General features: G+C 61.6%; 16 protein-coding genes. 7 read left to right on the top strand and 9 right to left on the bottom strand.

Annotation, left to right across the window (positions count from 1 at the left end):
* Nucleotides 1-105 precede the first annotated feature (105 nt).
* The gene (locus N7573_RS04810) at nt 106-492 is read left to right on the top strand and encodes a hypothetical protein (protein WP_049433975.1); all 387 of its coding nucleotides are present in this window, start codon (nt 106-108) and stop codon (nt 490-492) included.
* 445 nt (nt 493-937) lie between these two features.
* The gene (locus N7573_RS04815) at nt 938-2,383 is read left to right on the top strand and encodes an EAL domain-containing protein (RefSeq protein WP_164089631.1); all 1,446 of its coding nucleotides are present in this window, start codon (nt 938-940) and stop codon (nt 2,381-2,383) included.
* Between the two features lie 460 nt (nt 2,384-2,843).
* Here N7573_RS04815 and N7573_RS04820 read toward each other — a convergent pair whose 3' ends face one another.
* From N7573_RS04820 to N7573_RS04830, 3 genes are all read right to left on the bottom strand, one after another.
* Nucleotides 2,844-3,299 (bottom strand): BLUF domain-containing protein, encoded by a 456-nt coding sequence (locus N7573_RS04820; protein WP_049452610.1) that lies wholly within the window; start codon nt 3,297-3,299, stop codon nt 2,844-2,846.
* 61 nt (nt 3,300-3,360) lie between these two features.
* The gene (locus tag N7573_RS04825; protein WP_049452609.1) at nt 3,361-3,636 is read right to left on the bottom strand and encodes a hypothetical protein; all 276 of its coding nucleotides are present in this window, start codon (nt 3,634-3,636) and stop codon (nt 3,361-3,363) included.
* 93 nt (nt 3,637-3,729) lie between these two features.
* Nucleotides 3,730-4,164 carry a BLUF domain-containing protein gene (locus N7573_RS04830; protein ID WP_049452608.1) on the bottom strand — a complete coding sequence of 145 codons (435 nt, stop codon included), beginning with the start codon at nt 4,162-4,164 and terminating at the stop codon, nt 3,730-3,732.
* 2,156 nt (nt 4,165-6,320) lie between these two features.
* Between N7573_RS04830 and N7573_RS04835 the strand changes: the two genes are divergently transcribed.
* A complete protein-coding gene (locus N7573_RS04835; RefSeq protein ID WP_080353422.1) occupies nt 6,321-6,563 on the top strand; it encodes a BLUF domain-containing protein in 243 nt (80 codons plus the stop codon).
* 280 nt (nt 6,564-6,843) lie between these two features.
* Here N7573_RS04835 and N7573_RS04840 read toward each other — a convergent pair whose 3' ends face one another.
* Both N7573_RS04840 and N7573_RS04845 read right to left on the bottom strand, forming a co-directional pair.
* Nucleotides 6,844-7,095 (bottom strand): hypothetical protein, encoded by a 252-nt coding sequence (locus N7573_RS04840; RefSeq protein ID WP_049452607.1) that lies wholly within the window; start codon nt 7,093-7,095, stop codon nt 6,844-6,846.
* Between the two features lie 214 nt (nt 7,096-7,309).
* Nucleotides 7,310-7,594 carry a hypothetical protein gene (locus N7573_RS04845; RefSeq protein WP_139042365.1) on the bottom strand — a complete coding sequence of 95 codons (285 nt, stop codon included), beginning with the start codon at nt 7,592-7,594 and terminating at the stop codon, nt 7,310-7,312.
* A 184-nt stretch (nt 7,595-7,778) separates the two neighbouring features.
* Here N7573_RS04845 and N7573_RS04850 point away from each other — a divergent pair, with 184 nt between their 5' ends.
* Nucleotides 7,779-9,641, top strand: coding sequence for a type 4 pilus major pilin (locus tag N7573_RS04850; RefSeq protein WP_164089630.1), 1,863 nt, complete (start codon nt 7,779-7,781; stop codon nt 9,639-9,641).
* A gap of 35 nt (nt 9,642-9,676) precedes the next feature.
* On the opposite strand, the gene N7573_RS04855 is transcribed toward N7573_RS04850, so the two are convergent.
* From N7573_RS04855 to N7573_RS04870, 4 genes are all read right to left on the bottom strand, one after another.
* Nucleotides 9,677-10,198 (bottom strand): hypothetical protein, encoded by a 522-nt coding sequence (locus N7573_RS04855; protein ID WP_152904938.1) that lies wholly within the window; start codon nt 10,196-10,198, stop codon nt 9,677-9,679.
* A gap of 266 nt (nt 10,199-10,464) precedes the next feature.
* Nucleotides 10,465-10,959: a hypothetical protein gene (locus N7573_RS04860; protein ID WP_227851957.1), complete on the bottom strand. Its 495-nt coding sequence runs from the start codon at nt 10,957-10,959 to the stop codon at nt 10,465-10,467.
* A gap of 74 nt (nt 10,960-11,033) precedes the next feature.
* Nucleotides 11,034-11,417 carry a hypothetical protein gene (locus tag N7573_RS04865; RefSeq protein ID WP_049452605.1) on the bottom strand — a complete coding sequence of 128 codons (384 nt, stop codon included), beginning with the start codon at nt 11,415-11,417 and terminating at the stop codon, nt 11,034-11,036.
* Between the two features lies 1 nt (nt 11,418).
* A complete protein-coding gene (locus N7573_RS04870; RefSeq protein ID WP_164225698.1) occupies nt 11,419-12,237 on the bottom strand; it encodes a hypothetical protein in 819 nt (272 codons plus the stop codon).
* A gap of 106 nt (nt 12,238-12,343) precedes the next feature.
* Here N7573_RS04870 and N7573_RS04875 point away from each other — a divergent pair, with 106 nt between their 5' ends.
* The 3 genes from N7573_RS04875 to N7573_RS04885 all read left to right on the top strand — a co-directional run bounded on the left by N7573_RS04875 (nt 12,344) and on the right by N7573_RS04885 (nt 15,777).
* Nucleotides 12,344-12,730 (top strand): helix-turn-helix transcriptional regulator, encoded by a 387-nt coding sequence (locus N7573_RS04875; RefSeq protein ID WP_024958708.1) that lies wholly within the window; start codon nt 12,344-12,346, stop codon nt 12,728-12,730.
* Nucleotides 12,724-13,035: a hypothetical protein gene (locus N7573_RS04880; RefSeq protein ID WP_136191685.1), complete on the top strand. Its 312-nt coding sequence runs from the start codon at nt 12,724-12,726 to the stop codon at nt 13,033-13,035. Before N7573_RS04875 ends, N7573_RS04880 begins: the two co-directional genes overlap by 7 nt.
* Before the next feature lie 135 nt (nt 13,036-13,170).
* Nucleotides 13,171-15,777, top strand: coding sequence for an AAA family ATPase (locus N7573_RS04885; RefSeq protein WP_230548558.1), 2,607 nt, complete (start codon nt 13,171-13,173; stop codon nt 15,775-15,777).
* Nucleotides 15,778-15,799 lie beyond the last annotated feature (22 nt).

Here is a 15,799-nt window from a genome sequence, read left to right on the forward strand (position 1 = left end):
CCAGCCCGGGCCTCGTCCACGCTGAACGCAAAGAGGCTTGCGCCTTCGATCGGTGGGCCTCACAGTGACACGCATGGCCTTGCATGAGCGAACACAACCACCGCTATGACCGCTCCTCTGGATCACTTCGCAGACCTGTGCATGGCGGCCCAGGGGTTTCGTCCCTCGCAAACGAGGCTGACGGCCTTGTGTGATCAAGACCTGGTTTGGTTCCAGCCGGGCAAGCCAGCCCGGTTTGGACTCACCGAGGTGGGTAAGTCGCAGCTGATGGAGATGTTGAAGGCGTGTTGTAGCGGGGCCGTCGATGAGCCGCTTGCCAAGGTCAAGTCGATGCGACCCAACAGCGTGGAGTTCTCGGCTGGAATGGCTTACTTCGACGAATTCGAATGCAATCTGCGCCTGGGCGTTCGACCTGAAATTCTCCCGAATCGTTTGGCCTTCCTCGCTTGGCTGATCAAAGAGCAGCCTAGCGCGCCCATCGCCCCAAAGTAGGCGCCATCGCCCACAAGCTGCCGACACCTCTCCCGTCCGCTCCTTGCACCACAGCACCATTGCATCGGGTGTCTGACGGAGAGCGCAGGCGTGCCCTCGCAAGCTTGGGCTCGACCAAGCGCCTGCCCACGCCAACCGTGTAACAGTATTGATCTACGATAATTGGCCGCCGCAGTTGTCAACGCTGGCGGTCGCCTCGCTCACGGCCTGCGGCTGTACAGTTCAGACGCAGATGCGTGGTTGTTCGATCAAGGCTTGCAAGCCAGTGGAGGTGGGGCTGAAGTTCATGGGCAGCTTGCCGATAAACCTGTAACAAGGTAAATGAGGCGGGAAGCCCAGCGAAGCGATGGCGCGTTTCAGATCGGGGGTTGCTTTGAGCGTTCGAAAGGATCGGGTTCGCTATGCCTTGACGGTCGTAGGGGCCACGACGGTGTGCCTTCTGGCGATGCTCGCCGTCGCCCAAGCCATTCTCTACGTCCGTGACAAGGAAGGATCGGAGGCAGTGGCAGAAGCCGCGGTGGCACGCTCGGAGGCTATCTCTCTCGCAAGGCGCGTCGCGGCCGAACAAGCGTCTCGCATAGGGCTGCCTCGCTGCTCGGCCGCCGACATTGACTCGCTGAAAGAGATTGCGTTTCGCTCCAGCTATATGAGCGACATCGGTCGCATCCAAGACGGACGCCTTGTCTGCAGCGCCCTTTGGGGGCGCTCGCGCCCCTACAGCCTCCCCGCTCCACGCTTCTCCAGCGGAGGTGTCCGGATTTGGCATGCATCGGATCTCGTTGGCTCCCCCTACACCGGGTCCAATCTGATCGCCCAAGGCGACACGTTCACCGTGTCTTCTCCGTCTGCCTTCGAGAGCTTGGACCCTGCGCGCAGCAGCTCCATCAGCATCGAAACGAAGGACCGATCATTTGCATTCCGGACCTTGTCCCCGACCAGCCGCGTCGGCAACCCCTCTGTCGTCCAAGCTCAGCATTGCAGCCATGTGGCTGACGTCTGCGCCTTCGTCACCAGCCCTAGGCACGTGGTGTCCGAGCTGCCCTCGGCGTTGCTCACCACCATCTTGGCAGCCGGGGCGACGATGGGGCTGTTGCTGGCGTTCCTGCTGATCAAACACCGAATCACGGCACGGCAAACCATCCAGCAACGGCTGGTGCTTGCGCTGAAGCGCAGCGAGATCGAACTGGCCTACCAGCCCCTGCGTCGGATTGGCACGCGGGAGCTCGTGGGATTTGAAGCGCTCAGCCGCTGGCGCCCGCCGGGAGACGATGAAATCCCGCCGGCCATCTTCGTGCCCATCGCCCACCGCCTCGGCCTGAGTCCTGATCTTTTTCGATACGTCCTGGCCCGTGCCATGAATGACCTCGCCCCCGCTTTGCGGGAGCACAGGAACCTCTACGTGAGCATCAATGCCGAGCCTGTGGACATGGCCCAAGAGTGCATCGTTCGCTACATCAGCAGCGTTACCACCGATTTTGGCGTGCTCCCCGAACAAATTCGCATCGAGATCACCGAACGGGAAGAACTCGTGTCTGCCACCGCCAAGAGCAACATGCAGGCCCTCTCGGTTCTGGGATACCGGTTCTTGATCGACGACTTCGGGACGGGCAGCGCGAATTTCTCCCACCTCGCCCAATCGCCGTTTCGAGGAATCAAGATCGATCGCATGTTCGTGGCCGCTATCAACGAGGACTCCCCCCTGCGGCCCGTGTTGCCAGGGATGTATCGCATCGCACGTGAGCTTGGGCTGGATGTCATCGCAGAAGGCGTCGAAACAGAAGAGCAAGATTTGCTGCTCTACCGGATCGCGCCGGACGCCATCGGCCAGGGATGGCATTACGGCCGGCCTCTCTCAACAAAAGACGCTCTGGCCGCCATCCAGGTTGGGTAGCCCTCCCGCGCGGCTGGACCCAAGCCTGTTCACTGGCGCTTGACCTCCGTCCTAGCAAGATGTCCGTGCGTCCGATGGACGCGACAATCGTGAAACTCTCCGCTATGGCGCTGACCCCAGTTGGCGCCGCCGAACCAACGGGGTGACTCCCCCTCGCCCTAGGTGACGCCCCGGCAATTCAGGGCATCGTCGTGATCGGCACCCCTAGCCACTGGCCTTTCTAGGCCAACGTGCGCCGCGCACCAAACCAGTGGTCGAAACCGCCTAGCCGCTGGTCTGGCTTTTTGCTGGTGAACGTACTGGCTGAGCGCTTTCCAACAGCGCCGCTCGGTCCCTTCGCTGTGCCGTGGGCTGTCAGCGTACAGCGCGCCTCTTGGTCATATTTCTGCTGCGGCAATAGAGGGATCGGGCAGCGGTATCTGGCGTGCGGACTGCGCGGACGACCCCGTAGATGAATTCTTCAGAGTGGCTTCGAGAGGGGCCCCACGTAGACGGAGGCAGACGGCCCTCCCGTGAAGCGCACAAGGAGATCCATCGCCGTTGCATTCATTGCGTCCGCATCGCCCCGCTGAGAGAAGCTGGCCCAGTCTGCCATCGCGATGCTCTGCAGCTGGCCCTCCTTGGCCTCAAACAGCCGCATAGGCCACCGCGGCAGCCGACGTTGCGAGACACGCCCGCGTGCCAACTCGATGAAGTTCAGGTGGCTGCGCGCTTCGGATGCCCTGGCGTAGGCAACGCGAAGGCCATCCGGTGGACCCTCCATGTAGGACAGGAACCGGGCCCCGTCGTACAAGGTCACCCCGGTCACGCCGGCCTGTCTGTTGAACCGCTCCGCGTCGGCCATCAACTCAACCAGCCGCCCAAGGCTAAGGTAGGGGCTGGCCTCACTCACAAAAACCACCGCACGGTTTGGCATGACACGCTCCTAAGATTGCTTCAGACCCAACAACCTGACGGGTCGGGAAGAGCAACAAGTGCTACACAGCAACCTTTGATTTTGCCTTCCAGGCGCCTGTTTCCAGATCCTTCCGCAGCACCCAGTCCTTTGCCGGAATCTTTGCCCCACGGGCGGTCAGGTAGTCCGGCATGAATAGCATGATCTCCCCCCCTTGAATCAGACAGCTGGTCGAGAGGACCACGCCGTCACTGAGCTCGACCAAGCAGGTGGTTCTCTCGCCCAGTTCAGCCTGCTCGCCTGTCAGGGACGCGGTGGCCCCTGGGTAGATGTGGCTGTGAGTAAATTCCAACCGCATGGCATGCCCCTGTCGAATGCCTCAAATTCATGACTCCCCTGCTTCCACTGTGCAACGTGAATCGGGCGGCCTACAGAGGAAATCCGTTACCCATCACTGCGGAACGTCATCGAGACGATTGCCGACCAATGCGGCAAGCCGCTCCATCCCCGTTTCTGGGATGAATTTCCCTCCGAAGCGTTGGGAGAAATTCACCCAGTTCGACCTCATCAGTGCTTTGAGCTCGGCTTCTGAAATCCGCAGGAAGAGCAATGCATGCGCAGGGAACCGCAACTGCTGGATGGATCCCCGCGCCAGCTCAACGATTTCGGTATGCAGGGTGACGGACTCGGTGTAAACGGAGCTCGCAGCCACCGCACTCGCTGTGCCTTCCATATACGTTAAAAACCTGCTGCCGTCGAAGCATACAACTGCACGCGAGCCGCACTTGGCATTGAACTCTCGGCCTGCACGCATGACTTCGGGCAAGCGCTCATCAGCGATGCCATCCACCGCCGCGCTCACGAACACCAGCGCACACTTGGGCATTGAGGGCCACCTCCAACTCCGCACCAGTGAGTCTAAACAGGCCAAGAGTAGATCAGCTGTGTAGAAAACGCAGTCGGGCTCGGACCGAAGGTGCGGTCCTTCTGAACCGTTAAGGATGCGCCATGGTTGGGACCATTCTAAATCAAGCTGGCTGCAAGAGAGTTGACCTAGTTGGCAGCGTCGCCCCGAGGTGCGCGAGGACTGCGGCCTCAACGACCGAAGTGCTGCAGAGAAAAAAGATTCCATCTCGCGGTCCAGCCGACGTCAAAGACCGATGGAGGGTGATCATCGACGCTGATTCATCGCCCACGGACACCTCGTGGAACTTCGACCCGAAAAGCGAACCTGGAGGGCTCTCCGACTTGCTTTCGTGTCCTGCCGTAGCTCCACACCGTACTGCCCAGGCGTCCCGATGCCACTAGCGGTGAAGAGGTACTTTTTCTTGAACGAAGTCAACCAGACCAGAACTGATCCGCCTTGGGCGAGAACGCGCTTGTGAGCCAGCTTGCTGCGTATCATCGGGCTGCTCGTTGTTGACCGGGTTGATCGATTCGTCCCGCCTGTCGCCCGTGGACGACCGACTTGGGAGCTTCCAGCGATGGACGGGTTCAGTATCAGACAGCGGCAGCGGTGAGAGCAACGCCCACGCGCTGCCCACCATTTCGGCCGTCCAGGTAGGCGCGCTCACAGCACCACAACATGCCGTTCTCCGGGCGAAACAACCCGAGCAGGCTGCGCAGGGCCTAATCCTTTAACTGCCTCGCCAGGCTCAGCTTGAGCACCGAGGCGCTCATGGCTCCGCCGATTCAGTTCCGCGGTGCACGCGAGACAGACGCCATCCACCGTGCGACTTGAAGTAGCCCGTGTCGCCAGTCAACGAATAGCGAAATCCGGCCCAAATCGATGTCGGCACGGAGCTGTGCCAAGTGCGAGCCTTTTGGTAGGCGTAGCGAAACGAACGCATCATTTCGCTTCTCCGCGGCGCAGCCATTGCCGACACGACGGCGCTTTGAAAAGCGCGATTGCGAGTTGGAGCAACCCCAACGCAGCTGCGGCAGCCAAGATCACAAGAGCAAGAGACAAAAGGAGGTCCATGGCGGGGGTCCTGCAGGCCCGTGGGGTGGCAGCACCTCTGAGCGCCCGGGCCATTGGCGCTCAGCAGTCCCCTGTCCGCTACAAGTGAAGATCGCCACAACCGCGTGATATCGGCGTGAAAGCCAGCCGCGTCATTTGTTGCCGTTGCAATCGCCCACTTCTGACCTCCTACTAGTGCTTGGAACCGGGAAATCGAGTTGATTGAACAGTCTAGGCAATGCACCCGTCTTCATCAGTGATCCTGTTCATATTCGGTCAGAAACATCTCACACTGCTCGCTCCGCTTCCGACAGCGCTCTCTCTTCGCGTTGACTGTTCAATGCAATCTTCGACCGACTTTGTAATCCACCAAGTCGATCCCACACTGCTGAGCAAGGGGGCGAGGGCTGGATCTGCAGCTATCCTGATGACCTGCCAAGCGTGCCGAGCTAGGTCCACCGTCACCATCGGTGGCGGACTGCAGACGGATAACGCGGGTGTCTGGGTCACTTGTCCGGGATGCAACGCGAATGCCATGCTGGGTCTGGAGGAGATTTGGCGCCTTTGGAGCAGTGACGCCGGGATCGCCTTTGCAGCGGCATTTGACGCGTCGATCAAAGCGCCAGTCAGCGTGATGCCGGAGGGAGATCGTCGAAGAGGCCCTGACCTATCGCCTAGCGGTTGCTGCAATGGCTGCAGCTGAGCACGGCGCCACCGGAGATCGATGTCAGCCCAATGGGCTCGCTTGAAACGAAATCACTGTCGCACATGTGGCAACGGGCGTGGACTTTCAGCGCTTTGGACACCGCCTGCGGACCCGCGCTCACGCGCTCGACCCAGACCAAGCGAAACCGTCCAGTCTCACCAGCCGCACCACAGCTTTCATTCGCGTCCCGCTCGCACATTCAAGTTACCAACCGTGGCGTATGGCTTAGCATCAGACGGCGAGGGAGAAGGCAGCGTGCTGCGCTGCTGAGCCTCACGTGAAGCCGATTTAGTCAGGTGCGCGATGAACTGGATCGGCCAAGCGCGGCGAACCACCAGGGAGTATCGTGTTCAATCCACTTCAAACGAGCCCATCCATGCTGCGAGCCGTTGCCTACCGAAGCGTTGCCGACCCGGGAATTGATTCCACCCGCCTCGATCAGATCGTGCGCGGTGCACAACGCTTCAACCGGCTAGGCGGCGTGACAGGAGCGATGCTCTTCGATGGAGCCCGCTTTCTCCAATACGTGGAGGGACCAAACGATGGCATAGAAGGCGCCATTGGACGCATCAGGGCCAGCGATGACCACACCAACCTCCATGTGCTTGGGAATCGCTGATCGAAACCCGGCGCTTCCCGGCTTGGGACATGTGCTGCTTTATGCAGCCCAACACTGTGCTGGATCGGCTGTTCGTCGCCCCGTGGGGAAGTTTGGACCGCTCGCTGGATCACGCCGGCAACCCGGTCGGTGGCTTGTTGCTTCTGCGCCAGATCTTGGCGTAAGGCCGCAGCCCAAGGGGAGGCAGCCCCTGCTTCCCACGCGCGCCAGAGATCCACTCACGGCGGTTAGCCACACGCGGTTGCGAGAACCGCAGTTTCAGAACAACGCTGGTGCGCTATCAACTTGCCGTAGTCGAATCGTGGGCGATCTTGTGAGACAGGTCTGCGATGTGCCGTTCGACGGCGGCCAAGGCTAGCTGCATCGCGTCGCCCTTATTGCGGATCACACCCCTCTCCCGCACCTTGACGTCCACACCGTCTACCGTCGCCAAGTAGTGGAAGACTTCATCGGTCGGACTGGTGATGGTGACAACGTAGGTATGCCCACCCATCGTGTCTCGCATGGTGTGGCGGAAACCCTCTGTCTTCATGACCGGTTTGCAATGGTAGGCTGGGATCAATCTTACGCGGATGAGCGAGGCTAGAGGGCGATAAATGACCTCTCGGCCGGATCTGCTTTGGCTGCTGAGGTCTCGGGTAAGCAGGAGTTCGCTTCCCCTCCGTCCCTTCGCAGTTCCCGTAGCAGTCGTTGCCTATGATGACAATCCGGCCGCCGTCACCGCCGCCGCCTTGAGAAGGCGGGGGTCATCGAACACCGCGACTCCCAAGAGACCAACAAAGAGCGGGGCGAGGTTCAAAAGGCTTATGCGAACCGCTCCTCTTCCTTCTTCCACGCCGCTCATAACGGGCGCGCGTGGCCAAGCGCTGGATCCGGCGATGCTTGTTGGCCAGCTGATTCAAGCCGTTCGTGCAATCCAGAAACTGCGTGGCGGTGTGGATCTGGAAATGCGCCAGGTCGGTGCTGGCAGGCTCGACGGGATGAATCTTCATGTCTTCACTCTCTTTTTGTGGATAGGTCGGCTTACCCATTAAACCGCTCCTACACCACGATCGAACCACTCCCCAGATCCCTGTCAACCCATTGATTTGAAAGATTTTTGACTAAAAATGAAAACTGTCGCCAGGGCTTGTCAAAACGCGGTGGTGTCGCATGCTGAAGTGCATGACATCGCATGCGCGCCCTCGCCGCCGTTCTTCCGCCCCAGGCTTTGGCTTGGTCGAGTTGCTGCTCGCATTGGGGGTTGCCACCGCAATGGGGGCCGCCGCGTTCTGGGTCTACCCCCGCGTCACCACTCGGGTCAACCTGGCGTCGGACGTCGAGAACGTTCGGGACCTGGCCAGCCGCGTTGATCGGTCCCATGGCATCGTCGGCTCGTTCCGCGGCGTCAGCACGTTGAACGTGCTTGAAGATGGGCTGGCCCCCACAGACTTCCGCCAAGGCAGCGCAGCGACCATGAGCAACGCATGGGGCGGCGCGGTGACCGTGGCCCCGGCCACGGTGCGCCTGGCAGGAGATGCCTTCACCGTGGGGCTGTCTGGGCTTCCTGCGCGGGCCTGCGTGCCGTTCGTCTCCGCCATCGCAGGCGACGCGAACGTGCGGGACGTGATCGTGGGCAACACCAGTGTTTTGTTGGGCAACGGCGGAACCCTAGACATCCCCGGCTTGGGATTGGCGTGCGGGGCCGATGGGGCCGTGGTCGATGTCGTTTATTACTCAGGCCTTGTGGCCGGCTCGTCGGTGGCCGTGGTGCCCACGCTTCCCCTGCCCTCCACGCCCGCCGTCCCTGGCCCTTCAACGCCGACACCGGCTGGCCCCGTATCCACCGCTCCCAGCGTGCCCGATGCAGTGCCGGGCGTTCCTGGGAGCGTGTCGCCAAGCCCTGGGGTTGCTCCTTCCCCGGCGGTTCCGCCGCTTCCTGTTGCGCCCAGCGTTGCGGTGCCTCAGCCGCTCCCAACGCCGGTCCCCACCCCGGCTCCGCCGGCCTTGGTGCCGTGCCGGCAATCGGAAAGCTCGGCGGCCCGGGCGAGCTGTCCGGCGGGCACGTGGGGCACAGAGACGGTGCGCACGCGCCAGGTCTGCGCTCCCGGCGACGTGGATCCAAACTCAGACGCCGCGTGGAAGCATCCCGAGGCGTGGGTTCAAGCCCAGACGGTGGCGGCCGTGACGACGAGGGATTGCCAGGCCTGCCCGGGGACCACCCGTGAGGAACGCGATCAATGGCTCCCCACGTCGCAAGCCTGCCCGTCGGGTCAAGCTGGCACGCACACCTGGGAAGGGCGGCAGGTGCGGTCGAGGGACGTGTTTACCCATTGCCCGTTTGGCACCACCGCTCTGCCCGGCCCCACTTATGGCGGCTGGTCCAACTGGGTGGATACAGGGGCGCGTCGCAACGAGGTCAACACATGCAAGCCCACGGCTGCTCGCTGCAGCGATGGCAGCTTGCAGGTTGTGGCGTGGCACTCGGCCGATGGGCAGGACGTGCCGCCGCCCTCGGGTTCGAGTGGCATTTCTTACTGGTATCCCGACGCTGTGGTGCGCCTGACAGCAGCGGAGAAAGCAAAGCTGGACTGGGCCATCGCCAACGTGCCCATCCAACGGGTCGAGACGCCGGCACCGATGCCCGGCAACTGGCCCGCCAACGTGAGCGAGTCGGCTTTCTACGAAGAGCAATGCAACGCGCTTTCGGACGCCGGGAACATCCGCTACGCCTATTCCTACGACTTCGAATGCGTCTCCAACATGGGCATGCACTACTGCGACTACAACTGGACCAGCGGCGGCACCTCTTTGGCCGTGTGCCGGCAAGCGTGCGCGTCCGACTTGGTGGGCAAGACCAACAATCCTTATCGCTGGGAGTGGCCCGAGTCGTCGGTGGTGGCTTCGACGCCCTATTCCACCTGCACGGGCCAGCCCGGATGCACGCCCAACGGTGGGTTTGGCACCCAGCAAGGCCTGCCGGCGTGCAACGAGCACAACGTGGGTCAGACCTTGGCGTTCAACTGGTATCGCCAGTTCTACAACCCGGTGCGGGTGGACTATCAAGAGATTACGTTGACGTGCCGGGGGCCAACCTGACATCGAGCTAGAGCCCGAGAACAGGTGATTTGCCCTTAGAAGGGATTCACCACTGGTTTCTCGGGCTTGGCAATACCAATCGTCAAACTCTTAACCTTGATCGCACCAATCGCATAGCGCAGGTTGGAAGGACACATGTCCATCACCACATCCGACAGCGACGCTGTGACCGCTTCTGCATTTGGGCGATCCTGCTTCCACTCGTAGCGAATCGCTCCCGACGAAACCTTGAAGTTTTGCCCGCCCTTATAGACGCACTGCTCTTCTTTCATGGAGTTGTCCACCTTGGGCTCACCATACTTGCTGGTGATCAACGACTTGACGCTATCCACGATCCGATTGGAATCACCCAGATCAATATTTATCGATTGCAACTGCCCTGCGACGAACGTAAGAACCGCCTCTTGAGGCTGGTCACTCAAAGGACTGACGATCTTCGTATTAAACTTATCCTCGCCCGACACTGGACTTGAATGTTTGTATTCGTAAGGCTCCAGAGGAGCGGCAAGGTAAACCCCGTCAGTGGGCGAAAGGCCCTCAACGGCGCTGCGCGACACTCCAACCTCAAGCTTTCCAATACCTATAGGCCCCTTAGCAAAACATGCAATAGGCACTAGAGCCAATGCTGAGACTACGATTCGGATAACATTCATGACTCCCCCTGATTGAGTTTCCGCACGCTTACCTAAGCGCGTTGCGAATGACATTAGGCGGCACCAGCTGGTCTTCCTGACCCAATGAACGGCGCGGTCGTAAGTCCGGCGTGGTGCTGCTTAGGTAGGCGAATATATCATTCAGACTAGGCGGCCAGTTGCAGAGAGCATCATCCGGGGAGGGCCGTTCTATCCCACGCCCGCTTGACCCACCCGAACACTACGGCCAGCACGCCGATCAACAGCACGCCCCAGAGCCAAGCCAAGTAAAACGCTGCGGTAGCGATCTCCCCAAACTGGGGATGATCGGCATATTTGAAGCCCAGAACGGCGGCCGCCACCACCGTTACCACGCCCAATCCGCCCCCGAGCAGCGCCCCTTTAAGGAAGCCGTGCTTCCGAAAATACGGCATCCGCCCCGTTCGGACGTGCCAGTCCCAAAGCCGCTGAGCGCGGATGTGGAGCGCCAGGCAAAATGCCAAAAACGCGAAGACGAGCGCACCGGGCACACAACAGACCACGCCGATGAAGAAGTCGCGCTTCATCACCTCCACGCCGGCCGCCAGCCCAACCAGGCCCAACGGGCCCAAGATGACGCTCGGGAGGATCAGCGCGGATGGGCCCGGCGGCGCATACACAACTTGCTGCGGCGGATCGCGGTTCATATGGTCCTCCCCTGTTGGATGGCTGCACGCTTGATCGGGACCGGCGTGCAGTCAAGCGGCGGACTGCGGCCCGTTTAGCCCGCAGACGTCCCTTCGTCGGTCACTTCGACCACTTGCCAACCTTCGCCTTGCGGGCGGAACAGGGCCCGCAGCTTCGGCTTAAGGGCGCTCGGCTCCTCCTTGGTGGGCTGGCCGCCGATGTAACCCAGGGCCTTCACTGACCCGCTGACCAAGCACTCTTGATCCCCATTCGCCTTCTTCTCGCAGTCGAGATCCAAGCCGCCCGCGTCGGTCACTTCAAACCGCCAAGAGCGCTGGAGGGTTGCCTGCCTCCCCTGCTCGGTGAAAAAGCCTTCCACGACCTTCACCCCGTCCTCCTTCGTGGGGCCCTTGTCGCCAGAGCAGGCCGTCAGGGTCAAAAGTGCCGCTGCTGCGGCCACGATCAGTGCGTGCTTCATGTCATGCGTCCTTGTCTTTGGAGGGGGTGATGCCGATGATCTGATTCTTGTAGCCGATCTCGAGCCGGTCGATTTGCAGAACGATGTCGGGCAGGCCGTTGGGCTTCAACCTGCCCTCCACGACCTTGAAAAAGATTCGGTCTCCCGTGGCGTCGCGCCCCACCCGTCGCAGCTCGGCCGCGTCTTCCGGCTTCAATCGCAACGCGGCGTGGTAGCGCCCGCCGTGCTCGACCCCGACCACCGCACTGCCCTTGCCCAACGGCGAAGGGCCGATAACGGCCGTCGGAAGAAAGTCAGGCGAGCGGGGATACCACTCATGGTTCATGACCAACACGTAGGCGTGGAGGATGTTGGTCTTGGGGTCGAGCTCCACATCGATATAGGGGCGCAGGTAGAACGCGTCGGTCGAGGCGATCTGCCTCGCTTTGGCCTCAAACGCAGACGCCGGATCGCCCTGCAGGCCGACGCGTTTGAACTGGTGCCCCCATGAGCCAATGCAGTGGGTTCGCATCGCCGGTGCCAGGGCAGCGCCGGCCTTGGCCTGGGCAAAGAGGTTGTCTTCGCACATGCCGAAACCGGCCGACGCGGTGGCCGCCAAGCCCCACCGGATCCGGGTGTAGCCGTCGAGCACTGGAGGGTCGCCGTCGTCCCAGTAAGTGCCTGCCGGCTCCAGGTAACGCTTGGTCGCCGGGGCCGAGGCGGCGTCCTTGCCCGCCTGCATCAACCCCTTGCCAATCCTTCCCAAAATGCCGTCCTGGGCGTTGGCCGTCCCGCTGGCCAACGCCAGGCACACGGCCACGGCTGCAATCGCTTGCTTCATGCATCCCCCTGATCCCGGCCACCATGGCCTTATTTGCCATTTTGGCAAATGCGGTGCAGCATGGGAAGCGGCAGACTTGGGGATTGTTCCCGGTTCGTGATCGCCCATGCCTGCCCCTCTCGCCCCAGCTCACACGTTTGGCCGCCGCTTGCGCGAGGCCCGGCTGGCCAAGGGCCTGACGCAAGCACAGTTGGGGGCCGTGCTTGGGTTGGACGAGGAAAACTCCGCCGCTCCCAGGGTTTCTCGTTACGAGAGAGGAGATCGCGTGCCGGATCCTGCAACGATGGAAAAGCTGGCCCAAGCACTTGGCATGCCGGTCGCCTATTTCCATGCCACAAATGATCTAGTGGCAGAGACGTTGCTGGTGATGTCGCGGCTTGAACCCGAACAGCAGCGAGAGCTGCTGACGAAGGTGAGGGATTACGCCCAGAGCCGTGGCGTGGCCATCCTCCCGAGTAGCGACAACGATCTCAGGGAAGAGAAGACATGCTGAAACGACTTCGACGCTGGTGGCTGCAGCGGGATGCGCCAAGCCCGATGGCACCGGAGCAGTTGCAGGCGCTGATGGACATCAACCTTCTGGAAATCCAGTTGGCCGCGTTGGACGCCCTCAAGTCCTCGACGCCAGCCGCGGAAGCGGCCAGGCTGCGATCCCATGCTTGGCTCGCGTCGATGCGTGGGCAAGGCCCGGTCGGGACGCCGAACTGGAGCGAACTGCGGGCTGAAGCGCGAGCACTGAACCGTGATCTGGCAGCCGCCCTGGCTGCCGCCCAGATCGATGCCCCCTCAGAGGCCTGATCCCTACCGTTCGGGAAAACCATTTCCCCATCCCCTACGACCATCACCGACTTGCCTCCAAATGTGACCCGCGTCACTATTGCGGAAGGGGAACGGAGCCTTCCTGGCTCTGGCCATTCACAGGGGAAGTGACCGATGGCGAACAAGAATGGGGCCGCTGCGCCTACGACTCTGGAAGAGTGGTTGAATGGCCGCCCAAGCTGGCTGCGCATGGCCGCTTCCACGGTGATCCAGCACCGCCGCATGCCGAACGAAGAGGAGATGGAGGCGCTGGCGGATCACTGCCTGGCCGAGGCAGCCAAGAAGCTGGATGCTCCCCACCCGGCGTTGGCACCGGGAACCATCTTGGGGACACCCACCGCCGCTGAGCTTCGCATCGACTCGGTCTCCTCCATCTGCGGCGTCAATGCCCTTGGCGAGGACGCGGCATTGGACCTCAGCCAAGGCCAGATGACCGTGGTCTACGGACCCAACGGGGCCGGGAAATCGGGCTACGCCCGTTTGATGAAGCACGTTTGTGGCGCGCGGGCCAAGGGATCTATCCACGGCAACGTGTTCAAGCAGAATCCCGATGCTGCCTCTGCCTTGATCAAAGTCACGGCGACCCGATCCGACGGCACGACATCGTCTGCTGATCTCACTTGGCAAGCATCCGACGGTGCCCATTCGACGTTGAAAGCGGTCCCGGTCTTCGACTCAGCCACAGCGCTGGAGTTCGGAGACAGCGCCACCACCGCCACCCATCTTCCCCGGGCGATGCGGTTCGTCGGGATGCTCATCCACATCTCAGACGATCTCGCCACCCGATTGAAGGCCCGCGCCGCCAAGCTCACCAGCAAACTGCCCATCATCCCGGAAGAGCACGCGCAGAGCAGCGCTGCAACGGTCCTCCGGAAGTTGACGGCGAAACTGACCGAAGAGGATATTAACCAGCGTTGCGCCTTCCCCGCTGCACTGAACGATGAGCGTTTGGCGCTGGAGACCGCACTGGCCCAGGCGAACCCTGAAGTGGCCCACGCCAAGGCCGTCGGAGAGCTAGAACGCTTGTCGCAGATGGCCACAAGCATCTCGGCATTGAAGGAGAGCTTGAACGGCGAGAAGGCCCAAGCCCTCTTGGATGCCCGCAGCAATGCAGAGGTCAAGCGCCAGGCCGCCACCGCCTATGCCACGGCCTTCCTCAATGGGCTGCCGCTCAAAGGCGTCGGAGACGCCGTGTGGCGAACCCTTTGGGACGCTGCAAAGGCGTATTCGACAGGTCTTGCCTACCGTGACCACCCTTTCCCCCACGTTGGGGACGAATCCCGTTGTGTCCTCTGCCAGCAACCGTTGGGAGACGACGGCAAGGCCCGCTTGGCCAGCTTTGAAAGCTACCTCAACGACACCCTGCAGACAGAAGCTAAGAGCGCGGAAGACGCGCTGACGGCGCTGAAGAAAGCGTTGCCCAGTCCTCTCACCGATGTCGCCTGGCAGGCCCAGTGCGCTGCTATTGGCTTGGAAGCCCCCCAAGCCACTGAGCTGTTTGAGGCCATCCATGCGAGATTGAAAGCCATGGCCGAGGCCACGGCGGCTCCGGCAGTGCAGTGGTCGGTGTGGACCAACGCCTACGATCAGAAGGTCAAGACCACTAGCGCTGATCGCGACGCGCTGGCGGGCTTGCTGGACCCGACGGGACGGAAGGAGAAGGAAAGCCGCCTAGCAGAGCTGAAAGCACAACAGTGGCTGTCGGAGCAGCGCGATGCGGTATGGGCCGACGTGATCCGCCTCAAACGCGTGGGAACGGTGGAAGCCGCTGTCCGGTCCACCTCAACCAGCCAGTTGACGACCAAAAGCAATGACATTGGCGAGTCGGAGTTGGCCAAGGGCTATTGCGACCGCTTCAATGCCGAGTTGCGGGCGCTGGGGGGCCATTCGCTTCCTGTCCGCATGTCGTATCGATCCCAAGGCAAAGGGGCGTTCACGTTTTACGTTGAGCTGAAGGACGCGCAAGGCGCCCAGAAGAATCGTGAAATCCTGAGCGAGGGTGAGCAACGCATCGTGGCGTTGGCAGCCTTCCTGGCCGACGCGACGGGCCTTGAACGGGGCATGCCCGTGATCTTCGACGACCCCATCTCCTCCCTGGATCAGCGCTTTGAGGAGGCGGTCGCCAAACGCCTCGTAGATCTGGCCGAGCATCGCCAGGTGATCGTGTTCACACATCGATTGTCACTGATGGTCCTACTGCAGAGTGCCGCCAAGCAGCGGGCCAACCTCGATCAGCCTACGGTCAAGGTCGCGGTTGAATCGATCGCCCGCGATGGAAGCAGGACCGGCATGCCGGCGCAGATCAATACGTTCTCTCTGAAGCCACAATCCGGCTTGAACCAAATGATCAGCAGCATCGGACAGCTTAAGAAGCTTGATCCGCCACTAAAAGAACTTGCCCTGAAGGCCGCCTGCAGCAACTTCCGAATCTTGGTTGAGCGCTCTGTAGAGGACGAGCTTTGTTCTGGCGTCATCAACCGCTACCGGCGCGAGATCAACACGCTCAACAAGCTACAGCGGCTCAGTGCAATCACCCCAGCAGACTGCGCACTGATCGACGGGATGATGACGAAGTATTCGGCATTCGAGCACTCCCAACCCACCGACACCCCCAGTTGGCTTCCGGGTCCGGACGAACTGCTAAAGGACGTTCAAGACATGCTCGAATGGTGCAAGGAGTTCGGTAAGCGAGCGGAAACCGCGGCGAAACCCAAGGCGTAGCCCTGACCACCCGTTACTGCGT

Origin of the sequence: Stenotrophomonas sp. GD04054 (assembly GCF_029836955.1) — a bacterium.
GTDB lineage: Bacteria > Pseudomonadota > Gammaproteobacteria > Xanthomonadales > Xanthomonadaceae > Stenotrophomonas > Stenotrophomonas maltophilia_A.

Coding starts and splice junctions, on each gene's coding strand:
- N7573_RS04835 (WP_080353422.1), top strand. CDS start 6,321: ATGCTGCGAGCCGTTGCCTACCGAAGCGTTGCCGACCCGGGAATTGAT.
- N7573_RS04860 (WP_227851957.1), bottom strand. CDS start 10,959: ATGAACCGCGATCCGCCGCAGCAAGTTGTGTATGCGCCGCCGGGCCCA.
- N7573_RS04875 (WP_024958708.1), top strand. CDS start 12,344: ATGCCTGCCCCTCTCGCCCCAGCTCACACGTTTGGCCGCCGCTTGCGC.
- N7573_RS04880 (WP_136191685.1), top strand. CDS start 12,724: ATGCTGAAACGACTTCGACGCTGGTGGCTGCAGCGGGATGCGCCAAGC.
- N7573_RS04870 (WP_164225698.1), bottom strand. CDS start 12,237: ATGAAGCAAGCGATTGCAGCCGTGGCCGTGTGCCTGGCGTTGGCCAGC.
- N7573_RS04820 (WP_049452610.1), bottom strand. CDS start 3,299: ATGCCAAACCGTGCGGTGGTTTTTGTGAGTGAGGCCAGCCCCTACCTT.
- N7573_RS04815 (WP_164089631.1), top strand. CDS start 938: ATGCTCGCCGTCGCCCAAGCCATTCTCTACGTCCGTGACAAGGAAGGA.
- N7573_RS04825 (WP_049452609.1), bottom strand. CDS start 3,636: ATGCGGTTGGAATTTACTCACAGCCACATCTACCCAGGGGCCACCGCG.
- N7573_RS04840 (WP_049452607.1), bottom strand. CDS start 7,095: ATGAAGACAGAGGGTTTCCGCCACACCATGCGAGACACGATGGGTGGG.
- N7573_RS04830 (WP_049452608.1), bottom strand. CDS start 4,164: ATGCCCAAGTGTGCGCTGGTGTTCGTGAGCGCGGCGGTGGATGGCATC.
- N7573_RS04810 (WP_049433975.1), top strand. CDS start 106: ATGACCGCTCCTCTGGATCACTTCGCAGACCTGTGCATGGCGGCCCAG.
- N7573_RS04865 (WP_049452605.1), bottom strand. CDS start 11,417: ATGAAGCACGCACTGATCGTGGCCGCAGCAGCGGCACTTTTGACCCTG.
- N7573_RS04885 (WP_230548558.1), top strand. CDS start 13,171: ATGGCGAACAAGAATGGGGCCGCTGCGCCTACGACTCTGGAAGAGTGG.
- N7573_RS04845 (WP_139042365.1), bottom strand. CDS start 7,594: ATGGGTAAGCCGACCTATCCACAAAAAGAGAGTGAAGACATGAAGATT.